Source organism: Paenibacillus sp. UMB7766-LJ446, from assembly GCF_030226665.1.
Lineage (GTDB): Bacteria > Bacillota > Bacilli > Paenibacillales > Paenibacillaceae > Paenibacillus > Paenibacillus vandeheii.
Genome location: NZ_JASOYM010000004.1, coordinates 190,223 through 214,275 on the forward strand (window position 1 = coordinate 190,223; position 24,053 = coordinate 214,275).

General features: G+C 46.0%; 23 protein-coding genes. 18 read left to right on the plus strand and 5 right to left on the minus strand.

The window, feature by feature from the left end:
* Positions 1–27 precede the first annotated feature (27 nt).
* The 9 genes from QP794_RS12010 (at position 28) to QP794_RS12050 (ending at position 10,235) form a co-directional block, all read left to right on the plus strand.
* Complete coding sequence (locus QP794_RS12010; RefSeq protein WP_024633804.1) at positions 28–732, plus strand: response regulator transcription factor; 705 nt, start codon at positions 28–30, stop codon at positions 730–732.
* Complete coding sequence (locus tag QP794_RS12015; RefSeq protein WP_285076788.1) at positions 729–1,715, plus strand: sensor histidine kinase; 987 nt, start codon at positions 729–731, stop codon at positions 1,713–1,715. The genes QP794_RS12010 and QP794_RS12015 overlap by 4 nt, the downstream gene beginning before the upstream one ends.
* A gap of 281 nt (positions 1,716–1,996) precedes the next feature.
* The gene (locus tag QP794_RS12020) at positions 1,997–2,767 is read left to right on the plus strand and encodes an ABC transporter ATP-binding protein (protein WP_094936769.1); all 771 of its coding nucleotides are present in this window, start codon (positions 1,997–1,999) and stop codon (positions 2,765–2,767) included.
* Complete coding sequence (locus QP794_RS12025) at positions 2,742–4,700, plus strand: FtsX-like permease family protein (protein ID WP_285076791.1); 1,959 nt, start codon at positions 2,742–2,744, stop codon at positions 4,698–4,700. The genes QP794_RS12020 and QP794_RS12025 overlap by 26 nt, the downstream gene beginning before the upstream one ends.
* Positions 4,701–4,837: 137 nt before the next feature.
* The gene (locus QP794_RS12030; RefSeq protein ID WP_285077420.1) at positions 4,838–6,268 is read left to right on the plus strand and encodes a 4-hydroxyphenylacetate 3-hydroxylase family protein; all 1,431 of its coding nucleotides are present in this window, start codon (positions 4,838–4,840) and stop codon (positions 6,266–6,268) included.
* A 218-nt stretch (positions 6,269–6,486) separates the two neighbouring features.
* Positions 6,487–7,194 (plus strand): response regulator transcription factor, encoded by a 708-nt coding sequence (locus QP794_RS12035; RefSeq protein ID WP_285076793.1) that lies wholly within the window; start codon positions 6,487–6,489, stop codon positions 7,192–7,194.
* Positions 7,172–8,623 carry a sensor histidine kinase gene (locus tag QP794_RS12040; RefSeq protein WP_285076796.1) on the plus strand — a complete coding sequence of 484 codons (1,452 nt, stop codon included), beginning with the start codon at positions 7,172–7,174 and terminating at the stop codon, positions 8,621–8,623. Before QP794_RS12035 ends, QP794_RS12040 begins: the two co-directional genes overlap by 23 nt.
* A 100-nt stretch (positions 8,624–8,723) precedes the next feature.
* On the plus strand, positions 8,724–9,803 hold the full coding sequence (locus tag QP794_RS12045; RefSeq protein WP_285076798.1) for an AI-2E family transporter: 1,080 nt from the start codon (positions 8,724–8,726) through the stop codon (positions 9,801–9,803).
* A gap of 33 nt (positions 9,804–9,836) precedes the next feature.
* Positions 9,837–10,235, plus strand: a complete 399-nt coding sequence (locus QP794_RS12050) for an Asp23/Gls24 family envelope stress response protein (protein WP_079344256.1) — start codon at positions 9,837–9,839, stop codon at positions 10,233–10,235.
* 83 nt (positions 10,236–10,318) lie between these two features.
* On the opposite strand, the gene QP794_RS12055 is transcribed toward QP794_RS12050, so the two are convergent.
* Complete coding sequence (locus QP794_RS12055) at positions 10,319–11,164, minus strand: AraC family transcriptional regulator (RefSeq protein ID WP_285076800.1); 846 nt, start codon at positions 11,162–11,164, stop codon at positions 10,319–10,321.
* 203 nt (positions 11,165–11,367) lie between these two features.
* Between QP794_RS12055 and QP794_RS12060 the strand changes: the two genes are divergently transcribed.
* From QP794_RS12060 to QP794_RS12070, 3 genes are all read left to right on the plus strand, one after another.
* Positions 11,368–12,372, plus strand: coding sequence for an aldo/keto reductase (locus QP794_RS12060; RefSeq protein WP_285077422.1), 1,005 nt, complete (start codon positions 11,368–11,370; stop codon positions 12,370–12,372).
* Between the two features lie 345 nt (positions 12,373–12,717).
* Positions 12,718–14,259, plus strand: a complete 1,542-nt coding sequence (locus tag QP794_RS12065) for an acetate--CoA ligase (RefSeq protein ID WP_285077424.1) — start codon at positions 12,718–12,720, stop codon at positions 14,257–14,259.
* 100 nt (positions 14,260–14,359) lie between these two features.
* Positions 14,360–15,604, plus strand: coding sequence for an aminopeptidase (locus QP794_RS12070; protein WP_285076801.1), 1,245 nt, complete (start codon positions 14,360–14,362; stop codon positions 15,602–15,604).
* A gap of 91 nt (positions 15,605–15,695) precedes the next feature.
* On the opposite strand, the gene QP794_RS12075 is transcribed toward QP794_RS12070, so the two are convergent.
* Positions 15,696–16,160 carry an AraC family transcriptional regulator gene (locus QP794_RS12075; RefSeq protein ID WP_285076803.1) on the minus strand — a complete coding sequence of 155 codons (465 nt, stop codon included), beginning with the start codon at positions 16,158–16,160 and terminating at the stop codon, positions 15,696–15,698.
* A gap of 351 nt (positions 16,161–16,511) precedes the next feature.
* A complete protein-coding gene (locus tag QP794_RS12080; RefSeq protein WP_079344262.1) occupies positions 16,512–17,144 on the minus strand; it encodes a nitroreductase family protein in 633 nt (210 codons plus the stop codon).
* A gap of 141 nt (positions 17,145–17,285) precedes the next feature.
* Between QP794_RS12080 and QP794_RS12085 the strand changes: the two genes are divergently transcribed.
* Positions 17,286–17,525 carry a hypothetical protein gene (locus QP794_RS12085; protein ID WP_285076807.1) on the plus strand — a complete coding sequence of 80 codons (240 nt, stop codon included), beginning with the start codon at positions 17,286–17,288 and terminating at the stop codon, positions 17,523–17,525.
* Between the two features lie 166 nt (positions 17,526–17,691).
* Here QP794_RS12085 and QP794_RS12090 read toward each other — a convergent pair whose 3' ends face one another.
* Together QP794_RS12090 and QP794_RS12095 are read right to left on the minus strand one after the other, a co-directional pair.
* Complete coding sequence (locus QP794_RS12090) at positions 17,692–18,465, minus strand: M15 family metallopeptidase (RefSeq protein WP_285076809.1); 774 nt, start codon at positions 18,463–18,465, stop codon at positions 17,692–17,694.
* Positions 18,466–18,708: 243 nt separating this feature from the next.
* Entirely contained in the window at positions 18,709–19,071 is a 363-nt protein-coding gene (locus QP794_RS12095; RefSeq protein WP_285076811.1) for an iron-sulfur cluster biosynthesis family protein, read from the minus strand.
* Positions 19,072–19,237: 166 nt separating this feature from the next.
* On the opposite strand from QP794_RS12095, the gene QP794_RS12100 reads away from it, so the two are divergent.
* The 5 genes from QP794_RS12100 to opuFB all read left to right on the plus strand — a co-directional run bounded on the left by QP794_RS12100 (position 19,238) and on the right by opuFB (position 24,041).
* Positions 19,238–19,822, plus strand: coding sequence for a TetR/AcrR family transcriptional regulator (locus QP794_RS12100; protein ID WP_285076813.1), 585 nt, complete (start codon positions 19,238–19,240; stop codon positions 19,820–19,822).
* Between the two features lie 129 nt (positions 19,823–19,951).
* Positions 19,952–20,395, plus strand: coding sequence for a nuclear transport factor 2 family protein (locus tag QP794_RS12105; protein ID WP_285076814.1), 444 nt, complete (start codon positions 19,952–19,954; stop codon positions 20,393–20,395).
* Positions 20,391–21,239, plus strand: coding sequence for an NmrA family NAD(P)-binding protein (locus QP794_RS12110; protein ID WP_285077426.1), 849 nt, complete (start codon positions 20,391–20,393; stop codon positions 21,237–21,239). Before QP794_RS12105 ends, QP794_RS12110 begins: the two co-directional genes overlap by 5 nt.
* Before the next feature lie 254 nt (positions 21,240–21,493).
* Positions 21,494–22,534, plus strand: a complete 1,041-nt coding sequence (locus QP794_RS12115) for an ABC transporter ATP-binding protein (protein WP_285076815.1) — start codon at positions 21,494–21,496, stop codon at positions 22,532–22,534.
* The gene (gene opuFB / locus QP794_RS12120) at positions 22,527–24,041 is read left to right on the plus strand and encodes an osmoprotectant update ABC transporter permease/substrate-binding subunit OpuFB (protein ID WP_285076817.1); all 1,515 of its coding nucleotides are present in this window, start codon (positions 22,527–22,529) and stop codon (positions 24,039–24,041) included. The genes QP794_RS12115 and opuFB overlap by 8 nt, the downstream gene beginning before the upstream one ends.
* Positions 24,042–24,053 lie beyond the last annotated feature (12 nt).

Here is a 24,053-nt window from a genome sequence, read left to right on the forward strand (position 1 = left end):
TGACAGGTTAGAGGTGAGACCTTTTTTATGTATACAATAATGATTATTGAAGATGATCCGAAGATTGCGGGTCTTCTCAAATCCCATATCGAGCGATATGGAGACCGGGCTGTAACGGTTGAGGATTTTGAGCAGGTTGTCCGGCAGTTTGAACAACTGAAGCCTCATGTTGTGCTGCTGGATATCAACTTGCCGAGTTACGATGGATTCTACTGGTGTCGACAGATTCGCTCCATCTCCACTTGTCCGATCATTTTCATCTCGGCCCGGAGTGGCAAGATGGATCAGGTCATGGCGCTTGAGAATGGTGCGGACGATTATATCACGAAGCCGTTCGAGCATGAAATTGTCATGGCCAAAATTCGTAGTCAGCTGCGCAGGGTGTACGGCGACTATGCTGCAAGTCATGAAGAACGCAAGGTGGAATTGGATGGACTGACGGTCTATCTGGAACGGTTGGAGATGCAGTTGGGTGACCGCAAGATACAACTGACCAAGAAAGAAACCATTTTGCTTGAGACGTTACTGCGTCGCAGTCCAAAATTAGTTAGCCGTGAAACCATCTTGGAAAAGCTGTGGGATGATTCCTTTGTGGATGATAATACACTTAGCGTGAATGTGACCCGAGTGCGTAAACGATTGACTGAGCTGGGAATTACGGATGCGCTGGAGACGGTACGAGGTTCGGGTTATCGACTCAACAGTAATTGGAAGGCATCGTCGCCCTCATGAAGTTGTTTATCAAAGAACATATCGTATTGACCTGTTGGGTAATCGTTGTGCTGCTTACTGTCGTTGCAGTCTTCTGGTACGACGGCTATGACCACTGGTTAACGGCCACGTATGCGGTATCTCTGGGGTTATGCCTGTACGCAGGTTATCTCATTTATCGTTATCTGTCCCATCGTATGTTTTATTCACGGATGTCCCAACGAATGAATGATTTAAAAGAATTTGTTCCACTGAATGAGCCCGCACCTTTGCCGCAGGCTCTGGCGGAACTGCTGGATTCGCAGTATGGTCATTACCATACCCATCTGCATCGTCTGGAACAGCGGCAGCAGGAATATCTGACATTTATGAACCAATGGGTACATCAGATGAAGACACCGTTGTCCGTCATTGAACTGACGGTTGAAGATCAGGAGGATGAAGATCCACGGTTCATTAGCATTCGAGAGGAAGCAGACCAGATGAGGCGGGGCTTGGAAACCGTGTTGTACGTGGCGCGGCTGGAGACATTTGAACAGGACTTCATTGTGGAGCCGGTATCACTCAAGGCTGCCGCAGAAGAGGCCATTCATGAACTGAAACGCTTCTTCATTCGTAACCATGTGTATCCCGAGATGGAAATTAACTCTGCGTTAATGGTGCACTCGGATGCCAAGTGGATTCGGTTTGTCCTTGTACAGCTGTTATCCAATGCCATCAAGTACTCTTCTGGCAGCCACGGGCAAAAGGTCACCATTCAGGCTTACGAATCCGCACGGTCCATCATCCTTGAAGTGAAGGATCAGGGTGTGGGCATTCCAAAGTCTGATCTTAACCGTGTATTCCAGCCTTTCTTCACGGGAGAGAATGGACGTCATTTTAAAGAATCCACGGGTATGGGACTGTATATTGTAAAGGATGTACTGACACGGATGAATCATCGAATTGATCTGGCATCGGTTCAGGGAGAAGGGACAACCGTAACCATTATATTTGAAACATGAAAACTATATCAGCAGGATGCAAAACAAAACGGGAAGACGTCTGGTACCCCTCAACAGGTATCGGCGTCTTTCTCTGTTCTACATAGAAGAGGGCTTTTTTAATCATGAGTGATAACGTAACCTTACAATAATGTCATGAAGATGAAAGGTTAATCCATAGGAGAATAGTCGAAACTTCGATAGACTGAAGTCAGAAAGTAAGAGAATGACATCGATTGGCAATGATGTTCAGCCCAACTTATTTTAATTCAAATTCAAATTCTAAAAGGAGCCATCAACCTATGGAGATATGTTCAGTGAAACAGATTAGCAAAATTTATAAAGGAGTCGTGTCCTACGAAGCCTTATCAGGTATTGATCTCAGTATTCAGGAGGGTGAATTCGTTGGCATCATGGGTCCATCAGGCAGTGGCAAAACAACGTTGTTGAACATGATTTCAACTATTGACCACCCAACTTCAGGGGAATTGCAGATTGCAGGAAAGAATCCCTTTGAACTGAATCATGATGAACTGGCCTTGTTCAGACGCCGAGAGCTGGGATTTGTATTCCAGTCGTTTAACCTGCTCAATACACTCACCGTAAAAGAAAACATTGTCCTGCCGCTCACGCTCGACGGAGTATCGGTTGAAGAGATGAATGAACGTGTTGATCGGCTCGCAGAGAAGCTCGGTATTGCAGATCTTCTGAACAAACGTACGTATGAAATTTCCGGCGGTCAGGCCCAGCGGACAGCAATTGCACGAGCTCTGATTCATTCTCCCAAGCTGGTGCTGGCAGATGAGCCAACAGGAAATCTTGACTCGAAGGCAGCGCGTGATGTAATGGAGATGCTGGAACGCCGCAACCAGGAAGATCGGGCCACCATGCTGCTGGTCACGCATGACGCTGTTGCTGCAAGTTATTGCAGCCGGGTTGTATTTATTAAGGATGGACGACTGTACAACGAAATTCATTATGGCGATAACCGATCGACGTTCTATCAGCGAATCATTAACGTATTATCCCTGATGGGAGGCTCGGGTCATGAATTTTCGCCAGTTCGCCATTAATAATGTTGTTCGCAACAAACGAATTTACCTGGCCCATTTTCTGAGCAGTACGTTTTCGGTCATGATCTTTTTTACGTATGCACTGCTTTTGTTTCACCCGGATCTGAAGGAAGGATTAAAGGGTTCAAGTAATACAGTAACCATGCTTGCGAATCAGGGGTTTCTGATTGCAGAGATTATTATTTTCATCTTTTCGTTTCTGTTTCTGCTCTATTCCGTAGGTTCATTTCTAAAGACACGTAAAAAGGAATTTGGCATATTTCAAATCATTGGCATGACTCGCAAACAGATGAACCGACTGTTATTTATGGAAAACATGTGTATTGGTTTGGCTGCCATTGTGACAGGCGTTGGATTAGGAATGATCTTTGCCAAGCTAATCCTTTTAATCTGCGGTTCCATGCTGGCTGTGGAAGAAAGTCTGCGTTTCTATTTTCCAGGAAAGGCTATTGCACTTACTGTCGGAGCATTTTTGCTTCTGTTTTTTGTGATTGCGTTGACCTCATCCCTGCTGATGCGAAAAGGGTCATTGATTGACCTTGTAAAATCAGAGGAAAAACCGAAACCTGAGCCTAAGGCTTCACGTCTATTAGCACTACTCTCCGTCATACTCATTGGGGGTGGATATGCGGGTGTATTTACCTTTGTATGGATCACATTCTCCTTCCCTTTGCTGGTCGGCAGCGTTGTTTTGGTTATTGCAGGCACGTATCTGTTATTCACCCAACTTAGTGTATATGCCATTCGGGCGCTCAAAGGCAATAAACGGTTGTTTTTCCGCAAAACGAATTTACTGTTTCTGTCCGAACTTACCTATCGAATGAAAGATAATGCGGTCATGTTTTTTATGGTAAGTGTGATCTCGGCCTCAGCCTTTACGGGCATTGGCACAATGCTGGCGATCGCTGATCCGGGCTTGTCATCCATGACGAATCCATATGCGTTTACTTACCAGAATTCATGGGATACATCTAGTGCAGAACGCCACATCAGAAAGATCGAAGAGACACTCATTGATAATGAAGTTCCGTACCAGAAAGGAAGTTATATTCCGCTGACGGATAACGAGGGCAACTATATGATCAAACTCAGTGAGTATAATCATCTTGCCAAGGCTTTAGGTTATAAAGAGCGAACGTTGGAGAATACCAATGACTCGTTTATGACTCCAGGTAATCTTACAAGTCGTAAAGCATTACGTGCAGAGGCAGGAGAGGGTTCCTCTCAGAGTAACTTCGATTTGTGGGTCGGAGAAGCTCATGCAAAGGTTCGGTTAACAACACCTGAAACCGAGATCGTGATCCCGGCTGAATTTACAAGGGACGTATATGTGGTATCCAATGAGCTGTACGATAAAATGAATAAGGAATTTAAGAATGCAATCCAAGCGGATGAAAATTTTTATTTCGATAGAAAAACTCAATTTGTTGTGACCGATTGGATGGGAACGCGGAAGATTGCGCCTGATCTGATCGAATCCATTCAAAATGACTCGGGTAGTCAGGGCTACTTCGAGCTCAGCGCTCTCGTACTGGATTGGCTTAATTCCAAACAAACCAATGGCATCATCCTTATTCTGAGCGGCTTGATTGGCATCGTCTTTTTCACCTTTGCTGCAAGCTTTACCTACTTCCGGTTATATGCGGATCTGGAACGGGATGAAGAGCAGTATCGCATGATTGGCAAGATGGGACTGAGTCGCCCTGAGCTTCGTAACATCGTAACCAGACAGCTGCTGTTAATGTTTTTCCTGCCAATCGTCTTGGCCATTATCCACAGCTCCGTTGCCTTTGTTGCATTGCAGCAGTTGGTAGATTTCTCAGTCATGGGTTATACCTTGCGTATTTTCTTGGTATTTGCATCCATGCAGATTCTGTTCTTCCTGCTAGTACGCTGGCGCTATTTACGCAACATGTATGCCAAATTGATCTGATATAAATCTAATACAAAAGGCACCGGACCTTAGGTTCGGTGTTTGTTGACTTTTTCCTCCAAAGCAAAGTACTATTTCAATAGATACAATATGTATCGTTCTGGCTACTGAGAAGGAGGATTACATTGAGCATAACGATGTCTCGTGGACAAGCTTATCTGCAACGGTTGAATGACGAACGCAATGTATGGCTGGATGGAGAACGTATTCGCGTTACGGAGCATCCTGCCTTCCGTGGAACCTTGCATACGATTGAAAGTTTGTTCAATCTGGTGGACGATGCGGATACGCGAGAAACAGTGGCTTATTGGGATGAGCAGACGGGGGGATATGTACATCAGGCTTTTCGTGTACCTCGAACTTCGCTGGATATCAACAACAGGGCGGCAGCCTTTCGATTGTGGTCCGATCGCACCTATGGGGTCATGAGCCGTCTATCGGATTACGCTCGATCCCGCCTGACCGGATGGTATGCCACGCGTGACGCCATGGCTGTATACGACCCGGCATTTGGAGGTAAAATCGCTGCCTATTATGAAGAAGCTAAACGAAAGGATGCCTTCCTGACCATTGTTCAGCGTGACCCGCAGATTAATCGCGCTCTGCCTGTAGGGGAAGATGAAGATGCCATGCTCCGAATCATGAGTACCAATACAGAGGGGGTTGTCCTCCGGGGCGCCAAGATGGTGGCAACTGCGGCACCATATGCGGATGATATCATTGCATATCCAATTCAGCGCATTCCCGGACATCGCCCAGAACTGGCGCACATGGTTATTGTTGCAGCAGGCAGTCCAGGTTTACATATGGTATGTAGAGAATCTTTTGCTGTATCAGACTCAGATACCGCTCATCCGCTCAGTATGAAGTATGATGAGATGGATGCTGTATTATTTTTTGATGACGTATTCGTACCTTGGGAGCGTGTACTGCTGCACAACAATCCGGAAGCGGTATGGCAGATTCGCTGCAACGCCGCATCCTCCAGTCTGGCTTATCATCAGAGCATTATTCGGCTGCATTCGAAGCTGGAATTCATCACAGCCATCACGTCTTCCATTGCCAAGGAGATTGGAGTGGATTCCTTCCTGAACGTACAGGAACAGCTTGGGGAAATGATTAGTCAGATGCACACGATTGAAGGACTCATCATTGCCTCCGAGGCACAAGCTGCGCCGGATGTTCATGGGAACTGGCTCCCATCATTCAAATATATCGAAACAGCCCGCAATTTGGGGAATCGTTATTATCCACGCGCTGTTGAGATTTTGAAGACAATCGCCGCCGGTGGTCTCATTCAGATCCCTTCCGGGAATCTGGAGCTGCAAAATAGTATCAGCCCCATGATGAACAAGTATCTTGGCGGTGTAACGATGCAGGCACCGGAGAAAATTCGACTATTCCAGCTCGCCTGGGAGCTGACGGGAACTCCTTTGGGAGCTAGACATGATCTGTATGAACGTTTCTACGCCGGCGACCCGGTACGCAATCGGGCGAGTCAGTATATGCAGTATGACAAGGACCGATTATATGCACGGGTTGAACCATGGTTACATAGCAAGGGATGAATGGAACTGAAGGAACGCTGCTTATTTTTCTTTGGATTTAAAGCTCTGGCCTGATGCCCGGGCTTTTTATTTAGGTTATCTTTAGAAATGGTTTAGATTGAATTAAGAGACGTAGTATATAGTAGTAACGTATAGACATGTGAACCATAGGAAGCTGAAGTACGGTTACGAATTCGAATGAGAACTGAATTTATTGAATTAGGAATGAGAGGATTCGCATGAGATACACACTATTAATTGCAGATGACGAGCCCGAAATTGTGGAGCTGCTTCAGCTGTATCTGGAGAAGGACTACAACATTGTGACAGCCGTTAATGGCGTCGATGCGCTGCAGTGTATCCGTTCAACTCAGATCGATCTGGTCATACTGGATATTATGATGCCCGTGATGGATGGACTGCAATTGATCAAACAAATCAGGTCCACACACCATATGCCTGTTCTGTTCCTGTCGGCCAAAAGCCAGGATCATGACAAAATCCTTGGACTCGGATTAGGTGCCGATGACTATATCTCCAAACCTTTTAATCCCTTGGAGATTGTCGCCAGAGTGGAAGCTTTGCTCAGAAGAGTCAATCAATTTGATGCACCGGACTTGCCTGCTGCCAAAGAGTTAAATCTTGTGCTCGGCGAGCTTAGGCTTGATCGATCTCAATGTATCCTTTTCCGCTCCGGGAAGCCTGTGACGTTGACCTCTACAGAGTACAAAATCGTGGAGCTTCTGTTGGAGCAGCCAGGCCGTGTTTTCACGCGTAAAAAAATATACGAAGCCGTCTGGGGAGATTATTACGCGCACGAGGACAGCACGATCATGGTACATATCAGTAACATTCGGGAGAAGATCGAGCGTGACTCCAGGCAACCGGAATATTTAAAAACGATAAGGGGACTGGGATACAAAATTGAAGCGCCCATGGAAAGCTAGAGAAAAGAGACTATTGCAAACGTCCCTGACCCTGGACTTTTTGCTGTTCAACTTCTTTTTATTACTACTGGTAGCCATCGTGTACATTATCATTACGCTGGATGTGGTCGATTTCCGCATTTCGGACCAGGTGGTTGATCCCGATCTGAATGTGGAGGCGCATGTGTATGTGACCGAACTGGAGAACGAAGAGCTGTCCGGTAGTTCCGATGAGGCCAATAATACCGAGATTCAGCGTCTCAAGGATAGCGGAGGATGGATTGAAGTGCTGGATGCGGATCGCAGGGTCATTCGTTATATCGGGGACAAGCAGGATACGTTCACTCAATACAGTGAAGCCGAGCTGTATGAAGGACTCGAAAACCGAAATGAACAGCCGTACTACTACTCCATTAGTCCGCTATCGACAGATGGAACTGCTGAGTACGTTTTGCTAAAGATTCCGCGTGAGTTGGTCAGTGTGCGAATTAACGATAATCAACTGATTACCAATTTGAAGCATCCGTTATCGTTTTACATTATGATTGGAATCGGGTTGGTTTTGCTGCTGATATTTGTATACAGTTATTGGGTCGCCCGAAGAATCAAAAAACCGCTGAGTATTCTTTCTCTAGGTCTTACCCAGATGATTCAGGGGAATTATAGTACACGCATGTCTATCTCGGCTGAGAGGGAATTTGTCCAGATTGGTGAAACCTTCAATTATATGGCGGACGTTATTGAGAATACATCTGCGGAGAAACGATATGCGGAAGAGAGCAAACAGCGACTGATTGTGGACCTGTCACATGATCTCAAGACCCCGATCACGAGTATTCAGGGGTACGCTCAGGCTTTGGTGGAAGGGCGGGGGGAAGACAAGGACAGACAGCAGCGATATCTGGGATATATCTACAACAAGTCCGTCCAGGTCGCGCGTATGATTCAGAATATGCTGGAATTGCTCAAAGTGGATTCACCTGACTTCCGTATGCACATTCAGCAGCGGGAAATCGGCGAATTCGTACGTGAAATTATGGCGGATACGTATGGGGAGATTGAGCAGAACCATTTTGGCCTGCATGTGCTCGTCCCTGATGAAGAGATCTATGCAAGATATGATCCGGAACTGTTGTCCAGAGTGATTCAGAACCTGATCACGAACGCTTTGTCCTACAATCCACGGGGAACCGAGCTGCGTGTGGAGTTAATTCCACTGGACAACCATGTGGTTATTGAGGTCGCTGATACCGGTGTAGGTATCCCTCAGGAATTGTGGGCAACCATCTTTGATCCATTTGTCCGAGGGGATGAGGCGCGTTCGGGAACCGGAGGGACAGGACTTGGACTGGCGATTGCGCGGCGGAACACCGAGAAGATGGGTGGGCGATTAACACTTTCCCGGCGCGGACAGGAGACGACAGTGTTCACTATACAGATTCCGAAATAAAGAGCCGACATAAAGGATAAGGGTGACATAAACATTCTGTCATGCTGATCGCATTTTGCAAATTACTCATATAGAAAAGGTTAAGTGGAGGGGAAACTTTTTGTTCAAAGTAAATTCGTTTGTACGTTTCAGTATTGCACTGGCACTGATACTGATTAATATCTACCTGTTATCACGTGTCAGTTTCATTTTCCAACCGCTTGTTACCATGATTACGGTGATTACCGTGCCGATGATGCTGTCCGCATTCTTTTATTATCTGCTGCGGCCACTCGTCAATTACATGGAAAAAAAGAAGCTGAATCGCACACTTAGCATTTTGCTGATCTATCTGGTGTTTGGTATACTGTTCGCCCTGTTTATTATAGGACTATGGCCTTCTTTACGTGAGCAGCTGGTTAACCTGGTAGAAAACGCACCAAATCTGCTTAATTCACTAAGTTTACAGCTCAAAGAGCTCGAACAGAACGGTGCCATTACGGCTTTGTTCCCGGAAGGGTCGACCCCGTTTTCTCAGATTACGGATTACATTAACAAAGGCTTCACTTTTGTAACGAACTATGTAAGTGGATTCTTCTCACTCATATCCAGCTTTGCGATTGTTCTGTTCACCTTCCCGATCATTTTGTTCTACATGTTGAAACAGGGAGAGAAGTTCGGTCGTAAGCTGGTGCACATTGCACCCAAACGCTTCCAAAAAGACAGCCGTGAAGTTGTACTTGAGATCGATCAGGCGTTAAGTGGCTTTATCGTGGGACGAGTGCTCGTGAATCTGGCTCTGGGCGTGCTGATGTATATCGGTTTTCTGATCATTGGTCTCCCGTATGCACTGTTGTTAACCGTGATTGCGGTCATTATGAACTTTGTTCCGTTTATCGGGGCGATCCTGTCTTCCGTTCCTATTGTCATTATGGGACTGGTGGTATCCCCTTCGGTTGCAATCTGGTCACTCGTTATTATTCTGGTAGCGCAGCAAATTCAGGATAATCTGGTTGCACCGTATGTATTCGGCAAAAAACTCGATATTCACCCGCTGACCACCATTATATTGGTGCTGGGTGCAGGGGATCTGGGTGGTATTATTGCCATTCTGATTATCATCCCTGTCTACATGATCGTTAAAATTATTTTGGTTCGAATCTACCAGCTATTCTTCAAGGACAAATGGCAGAATGCTTAAACATGGATAACTTATATAAAAGGAGTGGAAATCATGTCTGAAATCATCCCACAACCATACACTGAACCTGAGTATATTGAGCCACAATCTGTTCAAATGGGCGCCATTCATATTTCCAACGATGTTGTATCCAAAATTGTCGGCATGGCCGCTCAGACGACCGTAGGAATATCCTCCATGTCGGTTGGTCTTACCGAAGGAATCGCCAAGAGCATCAGCGGAAAGAGCTTGCAAAAAGGGATTGATGTGGCGATCAAAGATGACCAGGCATCCATCCAGCTGCGAATTAATGTTCAATATGGCAGCAAGATGCATGAAGTCTGTCAGGAACTTCAACATAATGTGCAGCAAGCTGTGGAGCAATTAACAGGCATTATGGTCAATGAAATTAAAGTGCAAGTGGTAGGCGTGACCATGCAGGAGCAGATTTAAAGCAAAACGAGTAGAATGAATGGAATTCAGTTATAAGCAGGTCATCATATCCTGTGTAAAAATACAAAAACAGCACCTTTCCATTAGCTGCATAAATGGGAAGGTGCTGTTTTGTGTTTGCGATAATACGTGGGGGCTTCGCCCATGACTTTTTTGAACATTTTCGAGAAAAGAAGCTGATCGGCGTATCCAACGGAACGGGAGATATCCCCAATGGTCAAAGCCGGGTCCAGCGTCAATTCAGCCGCCCTGCGCATTCGGTAATTGACCAGATAAGACTGAATGCTGGTGCCCATCTTGTCTTTGAAGAGGGAGCACAAGTAACTGCGCTGTAACCCAACATGAGACGCAATGGATTGTACGGTTATGGCGTTGGCATAATTAATTTCAATGAAATCCATGACCTGAGTGACATAGTTTTCTTTCGTGTAATCTTGAAACGGAATAGGTCTGTCCTCACTGGCCCGATCAATCAATATGGAGAAAAACTGAAACAGCAATCCCGTCATGCTGATCTCCCATCCTTTATGGGTATTACGAGAGCTGATCATGCGGTGCAGACAGGAGCGCAGCTCGTCATCTTCATTGCCCAGCTCAAAGATCGGATGGTGCTCAGACAGGCAGGCCTGCTGCAATAGTGAAGGGCAGGTGCTTCCTTGGAATGCTACCCAGCTGTACTCCCATGGGTCGGCCTGATCTGCTTCATAATGAACGACAGAATGGGGGACGATGAGAAATCCCTGTCCTTTGCGCAGCTCAACCTTGTTGCCTCCAACTTCAAAGGTGCCTTTTCCGTCCAAAATGTAATGGATTTTGTAGTAGTCCCGCATGGCCGGACCAAAGTAGTGACCGGGTGCGCAAGCTTCTGTGCCGTAATGAAGGAGCTGCAGCTCCTGAAAGTGATTATTTTTGCACAAATATGTAATCAAGGCTATTCACTCCTGTTATGAGGTCGTTATACCTTGCATTTTAACATATAAAAGGTGAAAAGGGATCGTTTTATGAATATCATTTGCTGAAGATAACAATCATTTTTCCATATCGTTGTAGTGAAATGCCATATCGTTTTGCTTTGAAACTGTCTAAGATGAAAGGGTATTCAATAACTTTTACAGGAAAAGAGAGAATAACGATGCCCTATACTGCGAATGAACAACGATACAGTGAAATGAAGTACGCACGCTCCGGCAAAAGCGGAATCAAGCTGCCGCAAATTGCTCTTGGCCTATGGCAGAACTTTGGTGGAAATCGCACCCTTGATATTCAGGAAGAGATGATTTTGCGCGCATTCGATCTGGGAATTAACCATTTCGATCTGGCAAATAATTATGGTCCACCTCCAGGATCAGCTGAAGAGAATTTCGGTGTCATTTTCAAAAAACATCTGCGTCCTTATCGCGACGAACTGCTCATCTCGACCAAGGCAGGTTATCATATGTGGAATGGTCCTTACGGCGAATGGGGTTCCCGCAAAAACCTGATTGCCAGTCTGGACCAAAGCTTGGGTCGTATGGGATTGAATTATGTAGATATTTTCTATCATCACCGTCCAGATCCGGATACACCGCTTGAAGAAACGATGACTGCGCTGGATCATATCGTTAGACAGGGCAAAGCGCTGTACGTAGGTTTGTCCAACTATGATGCTGAACAGACGAAGGAAGCCGTTACTATTTTGCGTCGTCTCGGTACGCCTTGTCTCGTTCACCAACCAAACTATTCAATGCTGCATCGCTGGATTGAGGATGGATTGCAGGATGTCCTGGATGAGCACGGTGTAGGCTCGATTGCCTTCTGTCCGCTTGGCCGCGGGCAGTTGACGAATAAATATGTGGACAAGCTCAAGGAAGAGCGTACCAACCCAACAGGCAATCTGAGAAAAGAAGCCTATACGGACGAACGAATCGCCAAGTTCGAAGCACTTCAGACGGTTGCCGAGCGGAGAGGCCAAACGATCTCCCAGTTGGCGCTGAACTGGATTTTGCGTGACAACCGGGTTACCTCAGCCCTGATCGGTGCCAGTCGTGTGTCCCAGATCGAAGAAAATGTAGCCGCCCTTCAAGCACCAGACCTGACAACGGAAGAGCTGAATGAAATCGAAAGCATCTTGGATGGCATCGGAAACTATGCTTGGTAACTTGTAACGGAGAGATATGAATTTGGAGATTCAGAGTCATGTCTACCATGGGAAAAGATTAAAACTATGCTATAGATATATTGGGATAACTAAAAGTGTCTTCCTGTAGTCAGGAGGACACTTTTTTGTCTTACGAATCATTCTTTATTTTAGGAGATGTACTTTAAAGGGCATCATTTAATTGACCTGTGTTTATTTTTTTCCTAAACTAGTTCATATCATAGCACCAGGTCCTAGGATTTAGGGTATAATATATAGATGCTATACATTTGAAATATGAAGGAGAGGCTCCATTTGAATTTTCAACAGTGGATTTCGCCTGAAACTTATAACCTGACATCCGAGATGGAGAATCACCCGTCGGATCGGGTTGCACTTAGATGGCTGAGCGATCATAAAGAATTGGAAGAGATCACTTATGGTGAGTTATTAAAGCAGGCAAATCGTCTTGCTGGAGGCTTGCGTGATCTTGGTTTGGAGAAGGGCGACCGGGTACTGGTCATGGTACCACGCCGGATTATTGCCTATGTCATTTACATTGCCTGCCTGAAACTGGGCATTGCAGTTATTCCTTCTTCCGAGATGCTGCGTGCGAAAGATCTGGAGTATCGTCTCCGGCATTCCGAGGCGCGGGCTGCCATTGTCTGGTCCGAGACTACCGCTGAAGTTGAAAAGATAGATGCAGATTTGCCAGCATTGGCACACCGCATCGTTGCTTCACCAAATGGTGATGATCGCATACCTGGAGAAGGCTGGGTCAACGTACACCAGTTAATGCAAGGCCAATCCGAAACGATGGCTGCGGTGGAAACGCATCGTGACGATATGGCCATTCTCGCATATACCTCGGGTACAACAGGGAATCCAAAAGGGGTAGTACATAGTCATGGGTGGGGATATGCCCATTTGCGGATTGCTTCATCGTTATGGCTTGATATTCAGCCTTCGGATACGGTCTGGGCAACCGCAGCACCTGGATGGCAAAAATGGATCTGGAGTCCGTTTCTGTCCGTACTTGGAAGAGGGGCGACCGGACTCGTCTACAATGGATCCTTCCAACCCAAGCGGTATCTGGAACTGATGCAGGAGCATCATATCAATGTCCTCTGCTGTACGCCGACGGAATATCGCTTAATGGCCAAGGCAGACGATCTTGGTAAGCATGATCTGTCCGCGTTGCGCAGCGCCGTGTCCGCAGGTGAGCCGTTGAATCAGGAAGTGATTGAAATTTTCCAACGTCACTTTGACCTGACAATCCGGGACGGATATGGACAAACAGAGAGTACACTGCTGATCGGCAGCTTGAAGGATGCTCCCGTACGAATCGGTTCGATGGGGCAGTCGATTACACCGGGCCTCATTGAGATCATCAATGAAGAGGGACAACCTGTACCTGCTGGTGAGGTAGGAGATATTGCAGTGCATAAAGACATGCCAGCCTTGTTCCGTGCCTATTATCAGGATGAAGGACGGAAGGAAGCGAATCAGCGTGGGGATTATTTTGTAACTGGGGACCGCGCACGCAAAGACGAAGAAGGCTACTTCTGGTTTGAAGGACGCAGTGATGATATCATTATCAGTTCGGGATATACGATTGGACCGTTCGAGGTGGAAGAAGCGCTGATGAAACACGACAGCGTGAAGGAATGTGCGGTTGTGGCAAGCCCCGATGAGATCCGTGGTAACGTAGTGAAAGCATTTGTTGTACTGAGAGACGAGTCTCTCGCTTCACCAGAACTGGCGCGTGAACTGCAAAACCATGTGAAGGCATGGACAGCACCATACAAATATCCACGCAAAATCGAGTTTGTAGCCGATCTGCCGAAAACAAACTCCGGTAAAATCCGCCGCATTGAGCTGCGTGAGCAGGAAAAACGTAATGCTTAAATCATTGTGTGTAATCAAAGAGTTGGAAATATCAGCATAAGTAGTGAAGGGGAAGGAATCGACTAAACATTCAAAATATGAATTAGGAGTGAACACAACCATGAGTAATTTTGAACAAACCTTTGAAAAGTCGTTGGAACAATACGCGGAGCTGGTTGTCAAAGTCGGTGTGAATATTCAGAAAGGGCAGGATCTGCTCGTAACGGCACCTATCGAAACACTGGAATTCACCCGCCTGATCGTGCAAAAAGCGTATGCGGCAGGCGCCAAGTATGTACAGGTTGATTTTGATGACGACGATATTACACGCAGTCGTTTTCAACATGGCTCCGATGACAGCTTCGACTATTACCCGGCCTGGAAGGCGGAAATGATGGAGAAGTTTGCAGAAGCAGGCGGCGCAACCCTGACGATCAAAGTACCTGACCCTGAATTGTACAAGGGCATCAATTCTGATAACGTTTCGCGTGCAACCAAGGCGGCGGCTCATGCACGACGCGGATATTCGAAATATACACGTAACCACGAGATTAGCTGGTGTCTGATCAAAGCCCCAACCAAGGCATGGGCGAACAAAGTGTTTGCCGACATTCCTGAGGAAGATCGGATTAACGTTATGTGGGAAACCATTTTCAAAATGAACCGTGTCGATGGCGGAGACGCAGTACAGAACTGGAAAAAACATCTGGACACCCTGAATGCCATGAGTGATTTGCTGAATAAGAAAAACTATAAAAGCCTGCACTACCGCGCACCAGGAACAGATTTGAAAATTGAGCTCGTGAACAATCATATCTGGGGAGGCGGCGGTGGCGAGAACAAGCAAGGTGTGTATACCGTTGCGAACATGCCTACAGAAGAAGTGTTTACGATGCCGAAGCGCAGTGGAGTGAACGGATTCGTCAGCAGCACGATGCCGCTCAACCTGAACGGACAGCTGGTAGACCAGATGAGAATAACATTTAAGGATGGACAGGTCGTTGCTTTTACAGCAGCTTCGGGTGAAGAGCACTTGAAAAACCTGTTTGCCACGGATGAAGGTGCACGTTATCTTGGTGAGGTGGCCCTCGTGCCGCATGATTCCCCGATTTCCAACTTGAATCGTATTTTCTATAATACCGGTATTGACGAGAATGCATCCTGCCATCTGGCTGTCGGAAGTGCATATCCGTTCAATATGAAAGATGGTACGACGATGTCTAACGAGGAATTGCTGAAACATGAATGCAACGTCAGTCTGACCCATGTAGACTTCATGATCGGCTCCGCAGAGCTCGACATCGATGGCGAGCTGCAGGATGGTACGGTGGAACCTGTATTCCGCAAAGGAAACTGGGCATTTTAATTGGTAAATCATCTGTAAAAAGACAAAAAAGTGACTTCAACATTGAAGTCACTTTTTTTGCGTAGGCGTATTGCACTAACTTTGCATTAGCTTATTGTAACTTTACGGGTACGCATATTTCGCAAACATCCAGAGGAAGGAGATCACCCGTATATCTTTCCAATATGGGTTTGTTGTCCATTGTGTAACCGCTACTCTCCAAATACGGGAAAATCTCGGTCCACGCTTGCTTCACATCTTCTGCGGTATGTTTGACTTTGCAAACCAGATATGGTCCGCCAGGAAGCTCAGCTTCTTCAAGTTGGGGAGTCGATTCATCCAAGGGGTCATCCTTCGATATAACAATACAAGCATCGTATCGACAATGTACGGGAGGCGTGGTTTCCGGGTTGTCCTGGGGAATGCCAAACAGTATGGTGGACTTTGTAAGCAGGTTTTTGGATCTGGCCCAAGTCTTTAACGTCTCCATCGCGTGGCTGTTCGCAGGGCCATAAGGACCCACTTGTCGTACATAGGCAATTCGGGTTGTTGGCAGGTTTTCAATGTGGAATTCCATTGGTTTTCCTTCCTTTCGTTACGGTTATGGGGTACATTTCGAATGCTATCATGGTATAAAAAAATATTCATATGTATTTTTGGGAAAAGAAAGATCGTAGGACTTTATGTCTGGGGAGAATAATTGTAACGGATATTACCCGAGATTTTACCGACGAACTTTTTAAACAATGGGTTCTGGTGCATCTCTGCGATTATCGAGGTTATATTCAGTCTAGCGACATCGATACCGTTACATCACTGTCAATCGCGTTATGCATCGTTTGACGATAAAATTGAAATGTCTGAAACGCTTCATATATGAAACGTATAAAAGCCACGAGATCGTGGCTTTTTGGTTTGCATCTTTTCGTTATTCGGCATGCATTTTGTTAAAGCTGACATATTCGTTAATCGGTTTGCGGTATCCGCGCGGACGTTGTTTGGCGTCTGATTTTTTACCGATCGTAATTAGCATGGCAGGTACATAATGGTCGGGAATATCCAAGCTACGTTGCAACTCTTCAGCGTCGAAGCCAATCATGGGGCAGGTGTCCCAACCACGATCCTGAGCGATCAGCATCAATTGCATCGCTGACAGGCTGGCATTACGAATTGCATCTTCCCTCTGGAAGAACCTTCCCCGCGTTTCGTAAAATTCGATGACGCTCTGCGATTCTTGTTCGTATTGGAACGGAGTAAGCGCGCCAAGGTTCAGCAGGCCCTCATTGATTGTGCGGATATGATGGTGTGCGTTGATATCGCCGAGGACAACGATGACCGCAGAGGCGGTTTTCACTTTATATTGCTGTGAAGCTTCGTATACTTTCTCTTTCTGGGTCGGGTCCGTCAGCACCAGATAGTGCGTATGCTGGAGGTTAAAGGCGGAAGGTGCGAATTTGTTCAGGGCAAACATTTCTTGCAGTTCCGATTCTGGAATCTCAATTCCTTCTTCAAAAATAATGGCGGATCTACGGTTTTTAACTAGGTTCTCCAGTTCACTCATGGTTGTTTCCCTCGCTTATGTATGATTTATAAACTGACTATAACACACTTAGTTACTTTATGTAAGTGTTATTTACTATTATTTTTGAATAAGACAAGATCTGCCTGCCATACGATAAAAATAAAACAGTAGAGGTGATTCATGAAAACACTCCTTACAAGGTATAGGGAGGGGAAGTCCAGAAATGAGTTTCAGGTCTATGTCATCGAATCCTCCACGCTAAAACGTTTTTTAGTGGTGGAGATGGTGCTGGGTACCCTTGCGTACAATGTTGCACTTTATCTGTTTCATAATGCACTTCTTGCTGGTATGGGTTCTTGGGCCGGAACGGAAAGCGTAAAGAGACTGCCAGTCGTTTTCAGGAAAATTGTAGGTCCTTAATCTAAGGAAATATGATTTTTTCTGCTTATTTATGTAGTGTAGATGTGGTACAGGAACGAAAGGCCCGATCCCGGGCCCCATCCTGTAAGTTCATCTATTCGTTTACATACTTATAGTCATATGAGAGCGGAACGAATGTTACTTAATTGTTCAGGTTCCTGGTTTTTTATTTGGCGCGCTCCAGATATTGCTCAAGTGTAAGATTTTGGCTCGTAATTTCCCCAGCAATATACACACCAACATAACGCACATGCCATGGCTCATAAGAGTAGCCTGTCAGTTTCTCCTGATCTTTGCCATAACGTATGATGAATCCGTATTTATGTGCATTGGCTTTCAGCCATTTGCCTTCCTTGGTGTTCCCAAAGCTTTGCTGCAAGTCATATCCCGCTGATGCGCTGGAGATATCCATTGCAAGGCCGGTCTGATGTTCACTTTGTCCAGGACGAGCACTGGTTTTATTGGCTACGGCTTCGCCTTTGATACTCGCATTTCGATCAAAAATGGATTTCTGCGTCGCATAAGAGCGATAGCCGGACACAGCCTTGATATCAATGCCGTCTTTTTTTGCTGCTGCGAACAATTTCTCAATCGCGGTAGCAGCCACTTTACGCATTTGCTTTTTCGGACTGGAGCCAGAGAAGCTGAATGGAATGTTAGGAACAACCAGATCCTGAGGGGCATAGGTCGAAGGCAGATTTCTCTTTTTATTCACAAGCACAACTGTACTTGATAGATTCGTCACTGTTGCCAGACCACCGCTCGTTTTGATTGTACGTCCAGGTGCATTATCGTGCAGGAATTGAGTGAAGCTAGAGCTGGCAGCATATGCGACCGGGTTCATCCCATTCGTGAAGGGCAGTGTTGTGAATGCTGAGCCTGCTACGACAGATCCTATGAGTATCGTGGATACGATAGATTTACGTGTGAAAGATTTCATGATGTGTGTTCCTCCTCGGGTTATATCAATCTCGTGCTTTGCTATATACCGAGTATACTAGAGGATTATATCCATAGGTTCTCCAATTGTTTCCGAGTTGTAAACAAAGTTTGCGAGATTCATAGTTTTTAATGGTCTGTCGAGAAAAAAACACGAAAAAAGACTCTGCTCCTTGGGTGCAAAGTCTTTGTGTGTACATAGATGTGAATCAAGTTCTCGTCTTACTAGAAAAGAAACTGTGAATTACAGCTCGCACGAAACAGAATTGCGGGAGCTTCCAGCAGCCAATGCGCGGGCATCCCGAACACGGACATTGCTGCTGAGTACGCCGGAATCACTGCTTAATTTGAATGAAGGGTAGTTGGGTTCCGTGTCCAGCTTCATGTGCTGCTCCAGGTTCAACTGTTGCTTCGGATCGACATAGAACGGCACCAGATTGGTTTCAATCTGTACATCCAGAGCTTCGGGTTCATCCACGATGAGTATGGCAATAATTCCGTTACAGCCACAACCTTCCATGTCATAGATCACTTTGAAATAACCGGGCTGATCATTCAGACTTTCAGTCAATCGCGCAACAGCCAAATCTGTAATTTGAATATGCATATCGCTACACTCCTTTATATGTTGGCATGATCGTAATGGTAATTGGATAAATCGAACTTCTATAATCATTATACCACTCTGTCAAAAACCAAAGCATTTATTTTCTTGACTGATCAGTCTGAAAAAGTGTATTCTTTACTTAATCAAGCGGGAGGTGAGGTCTGGATTGGGAAGAGCCAAGGAGTTTGACACCGAAAGTGTTCTAAGGAAAGCCACGGCTGTATTTGGAACCTATGGTTATGAGGGTACTTCGTTGACCGTGCTGCTGAATGAGCTTGGTATTGCACGGCAAAGTTTGTATGACACCTATGGAACCAAGCATGATTTATTTGTCTCTGCCCTGAAATTCTATATTCAGCAGAAAACAGAAGCGGGTATTCGGCTGTTGAATGAATGCACCAATGTGCGGCAGGGGATAGAACAGCTTTTCAACGAAGCCGTTAATGTATTGACGGACGAGGAGCGTCGCAATGAATGTTTTATTATCAATAGCGCCGTCGAACAGGCACCCCAAAATCATGAAATTGCCGACTTTATTCAAGCCAACAATAAACGAATGGAAGATATATTTCTTGCTGCACTTATCCGCGGGCATAAAAACGGTGAATTTAACCATGCCGAAGATGATTTGCCCGGTATTGCCCGATTTCTGAATTATTCCCGCCTGTCATTGACCTTCACGGCCAAGAGCGGTGCCAGTACAGAAGTGCTGCGGGAGCTAGTGCGTACAACATTAAAAGTTATGAATTAATGGCAGTATATGAGCAAGGATTATTGTTGGATTTCTGAAAATGAACGCATAAGGCGTTTATTTTTTCACTATTTTAGACTGATCAGTCTGGAAAATGGAACGCAAAGCAAACCGAAGGAGGAGTGAAATATGACACATTCTTATCAGATGGAAGCCGGCAATGATATGCCACAACGTATTATGCACGGATTTACTCAATTACTGCTGGATGGAGAGCTGGCTCAGTGGGTGGAGTTATATGCGACAGAAGCTGTCTTCGAATTCCCTTATTCCCCGCCAGGGTACCCTAAAAAGTTGGAAGGCAAAGCTGCAATTTCGAATCATGTACATGATCTTATGAGGATAATTGAAATCCAACAGTTTTCCGAACCGGTGATTCTGGCTGATCGAGCGAAACAACAGTTTGTGGCCGAGTTCACGTGTGAGGGACGTTTCCTGGTCACAGGTAAACCGTATAATCAAACCTACATCTCTGTAGTGAGCCATCAGAACGGCAAGATTACACATTATAAAGACTATTGGAATCCGATGGTAGTTCTCGAATCGGATTTAGGAGGAAATGAAAATGATTAACAATAAACCTTTAACACTGATTACAGGAGCGAATGGAAAGACAGGAAGCCGCGTTGCGGCCATGCTTCAGAAACAACACTATCCGGTGCGTCTGGCAGGGAGAAAAAAACCATTTTCTTCTGATTCTGCCGACAACCGCGTCTATTTTGATTGGTATGATTCAACCACTTATGGTCCAGCGCTGAAAAATGTGGATCATGTGTACCTTGTCGTGCCACTCATGGACATGAGTCCGGAAGCCGTAATGATTCCGTTCATCAAGGAAGCGTTATGGAGCGGCGTTAAACGATTCGTCTTGCTTGGCAGTGCTTCCGTTGATGAAGACGGACCTATATTTGGCAAAGTACATCAAAGCTTGAAGGAGCTTGCTCCCGAGTGGACTGTACTACAGCCTTCCTATTTTATGGAGAACTTTACAGAGGGACCGCATCGGGAGACGATGAAGCAGTTCGGGAAAATCTACAGTGCTGCTGGAGACGGTAAAATTGGATTTGTCAGCGCGGACGATATCGCAGCGGTTGCCTTCCATGCTTTGACAGATGTTGTCCCCCATAATACAGCCCATATCATTACGGGGCCAGAAACATTGTCCTATGGGCAGGTTGCAGACGTCATCAGCCGCATTTTGAATCAGCACATACAGCATGAGTCTTTGTCCGATGAAGAACTGAGGAACAGTTTGATTCAAGCGGGAATGCCGGAAGACTACGCAACGGTTCTTGCAGGACTGGATGTATTCATCCGCGAGGAAGGCAGAGAAGATCAAACGACGGAGACGGTGCTGAAAATTACGGGGCAAAACCCGGTTTCTCTAGAGCAATTTTTCAGGCAGCAAATGCAATAAGGGGAGTGCTCAATGCAATAAGGGGAGTGCTCGAAGAATTATTATAAAAATATTGGAAGGGAATACTGCATAATAATAAGAAGACGGTGCCTGGATGCCCGTCTTTTTTGTTGATTGTTCAACCTTTGGAGGTATCCGTACATAATCGATTTTTATAGAAACAACAATGCCTCAGTTCAGCACCGTGATTATATGTCTATAATTTTGGGGAAATAGATGAGAATGAATGTTTGATAAAGGAGAGAAGTGAACGGATGATTCAGTTCGAAAATGTATCCAAGCAATACCCTGATGGAACCCATGCTCTGCGTCAGGTGAATCTCAACATTAATAAGGGAGAGCTGTTCGTCATGATTGGTCCGAGCGGTTGTGGCAAAACCACGATGCTCAAAATGATCAATCGCCTAATCGACCGGACAGATGGAACCGTGCGGATTAACGGACGACCCATCGATGAATATAACATTCATGAATTGCGATGGAATATCGGATATGTGCTGCAACAGATTGCACTGTTCCCACATATGACGATTGCCGAAAATATTGCGGTTGTTCCTGAACTGAGAAAGTGGAAGTCAGAGCAAATCAAGGAGCGCGTACATACTTTGCTGGACATGGTCGGACTGAAAGGAACCACATACAGTGATCGCAAGCCTGCTGAGCTATCTGGTGGACAACAGCAGAGAATCGGTGTATTGCGCGCACTCGCTGCCGATCCCGAAATTGTACTGATGGATGAACCGTTCAGTGCACTCGACCCGATAAGCCGCGAGAAATTACAGGATGATATTCTGGATATTCAACGTCAGATGAAGAAGACGATTGTATTTGTTACTCATGATATTCAGGAAGCGATGAAGCTGGGGGATCGCATCTGCATCATGAAGGATGGGCAAGTGTTACAGGTGGGAACCCCGGAAGAACTGATCCAGCAGCCGATCAATGAATTTGTACGTGACTTTGTTGGCAGTCCTGATCCGGATAGGAGTTCACAGCCTGCATCAGGTGGGGGCACAATGTATGAACTGCAAAAGGCTTCCGGAGAACAAGAACGACTAACTTCTTTATTTGATCTTGAAACAATCATGTCACCACTCGCACCCGGGCATGTACCTAAGTCAGTCAAAACGGCTGTTCCCGTATCGATTACACTGCCGGATTTTGTGGAGATCATGGCTTTACATGATCATTTGCTGGTCGAGAAAGACCACCAGATTATAGGCCAGGTCAGTCGAGCCGATCTGATTCGGTATTGGTCCGGTCAGCTGCAGGAACGGGGGGAAGGACATGAGTAAATTTACGGAGGTGTTTAGCGAGCGCAAAGGACAATTGCTGTCTGCTCTCCTTGAGCATATTCAGATCTCATTTATCGCGTTGTTCTTTGCCGTTCTGATCGCTATTCCGCTCGGCATTTATCTAACACGGAAACCGAGAGTGGCTGAGCCGATAATTGGGGTTACGGCAGTACTGCAAACGATCCCGTCCCTGGCGCTTCTCGGATTGCTCATCCCGTTATTTGGCATCGGTACACTTCCTGCGATCATTGCACTAGTGGTGTATGCATTGCTTCCGGTACTGCGCAATACATACACGGGCATATCCGAAGTCGATCCTTCCATGGTCGAGGCAGCGAATGCCATGGGCATGAACAGTCGTCAACGTCTGACCAAAGTGGAGCTGCCACTCGCGATGCCTGTTATTATGGCAGGGATTCGTACTGCCATGGTTCTGATTGTAGGTACAGCAACGCTTGCTGCCCTAATTGGTGCGGGTGGCCTGGGTAAATTGATTTTGCTCGGCATTGACCGAAACGACACTGCATTGATTATTTTGGGAGCCATCCCGGCCGCATTGCTTGCGATTTTGTTTGATGTGCTGCTGCGTCAGTTCCAGCGTCTATCGTTCAGGAAAACGATGATTACTCTCGGAACTCTTGCTCTGGTGGCCGTTTTGGTGATCACGATTCCCTGGCTCTCCCGTGGAGGGCAAAAGGATCTCGTTATTGCTGGCAAGCTGGGTGCAGAACCGGAGATTCTCATTAATATGTACAAATTGCTGATTGAGAAAGATACCGATCTGAAGGTTGAATTGAAACCCGGATTGGGGAAAACCACATTTCTGTTCAATGCCCTGAAATCAGGTGATATTGATATTTATCCGGAATTCACGGGTACCGCCATTTCGGAATTTATGAAAGAAACCGCAGTCAGCACCGATCGCACAGAAGTGTATGAACAGGCAAAGGACGGGATGCTGAGCCAGTTTAATATGGTTCTTCTCAACCCGATGGATTACAACAATACGTATACGTTGGCTGTGCCTCAAAAGGTTGCGGATCAGTATAATCTGAAGACCATATCGGACCTCAAGTCGGTACAGCAGCAGATTAAAGCAGGATTTACACTGGAATTCTCAGATCGGGAAGACGGATATGTTGGCATTCAGAAGAAGTATGGCATCAAATTTCCGAACGTAGCTACGATGGAGCCGAAACTGCGATATGCGGCCGTTCAGCGTGGGGACATCAATTTGCTGGATGCGTACTCCACAGATAGTGAACTGAGACAGTATAAACTCGTTGTGCTGGAGGATGATCAGGAATTGTTCCCGCCATATCAGGGAGCACCGATGCTCCGCAAAGAAACGGCAGACCAATACCCGCAGCTGGTGGAGGTACTGAATCAACTTGCAGGTCGTATCACGGACGATGAGATGCGCCAGATGAATTACGAAGTAAACGTTAATGGAGCAAGTCCACAACAAGTGGCAACGGATTATCTGCAAAAGGCAGGATTATTATAGTTTGATATTCAT

Excerpts from the sequence above, each read along its gene's own strand:
- QP794_RS12090 (WP_285076809.1), bottom strand. The coding sequence starts at position 18,465 with ATGAAATCTTTCACACGTAAATCTATCGTATCCACGATACTCATAGGA.
- QP794_RS12060 (WP_285077422.1), top strand. The coding sequence starts at position 11,368 with ATGCCCTATACTGCGAATGAACAACGATACAGTGAAATGAAGTACGCA.
- QP794_RS12080 (WP_079344262.1), bottom strand. The coding sequence starts at position 17,144 with ATGAGTGAACTGGAGAACCTAGTTAAAAACCGTAGATCCGCCATTATT.
- QP794_RS12035 (WP_285076793.1), top strand. The coding sequence starts at position 6,487 with ATGAGATACACACTATTAATTGCAGATGACGAGCCCGAAATTGTGGAG.
- QP794_RS12105 (WP_285076814.1), top strand. The coding sequence starts at position 19,952 with ATGACACATTCTTATCAGATGGAAGCCGGCAATGATATGCCACAACGT.
- QP794_RS12030 (WP_285077420.1), top strand. The coding sequence starts at position 4,838 with ATGTCTCGTGGACAAGCTTATCTGCAACGGTTGAATGACGAACGCAAT.
- QP794_RS12010 (WP_024633804.1), top strand. The coding sequence starts at position 28 with ATGTATACAATAATGATTATTGAAGATGATCCGAAGATTGCGGGTCTT.
- QP794_RS12020 (WP_094936769.1), top strand. The coding sequence starts at position 1,997 with ATGGAGATATGTTCAGTGAAACAGATTAGCAAAATTTATAAAGGAGTC.
- opuFB (WP_285076817.1), top strand. The coding sequence starts at position 22,527 with ATGAGTAAATTTACGGAGGTGTTTAGCGAGCGCAAAGGACAATTGCTG.
- QP794_RS12070 (WP_285076801.1), top strand. The coding sequence starts at position 14,360 with ATGAGTAATTTTGAACAAACCTTTGAAAAGTCGTTGGAACAATACGCG.
- QP794_RS12115 (WP_285076815.1), top strand. The coding sequence starts at position 21,494 with ATGATTCAGTTCGAAAATGTATCCAAGCAATACCCTGATGGAACCCAT.
- QP794_RS12015 (WP_285076788.1), top strand. The coding sequence starts at position 729 with ATGAAGTTGTTTATCAAAGAACATATCGTATTGACCTGTTGGGTAATC.
- QP794_RS12095 (WP_285076811.1), bottom strand. The coding sequence starts at position 19,071 with ATGCATATTCAAATTACAGATTTGGCTGTTGCGCGATTGACTGAAAGT.
- QP794_RS12025 (WP_285076791.1), top strand. The coding sequence starts at position 2,742 with ATGAATTTTCGCCAGTTCGCCATTAATAATGTTGTTCGCAACAAACGA.
- QP794_RS12075 (WP_285076803.1), bottom strand. The coding sequence starts at position 16,160 with ATGGAATTCCACATTGAAAACCTGCCAACAACCCGAATTGCCTATGTA.
- QP794_RS12050 (WP_079344256.1), top strand. The coding sequence starts at position 9,837 with ATGTCTGAAATCATCCCACAACCATACACTGAACCTGAGTATATTGAG.
- QP794_RS12065 (WP_285077424.1), top strand. The coding sequence starts at position 12,718 with ATGGAGAATCACCCGTCGGATCGGGTTGCACTTAGATGGCTGAGCGAT.
- QP794_RS12085 (WP_285076807.1), top strand. The coding sequence starts at position 17,286 with ATGAAAACACTCCTTACAAGGTATAGGGAGGGGAAGTCCAGAAATGAG.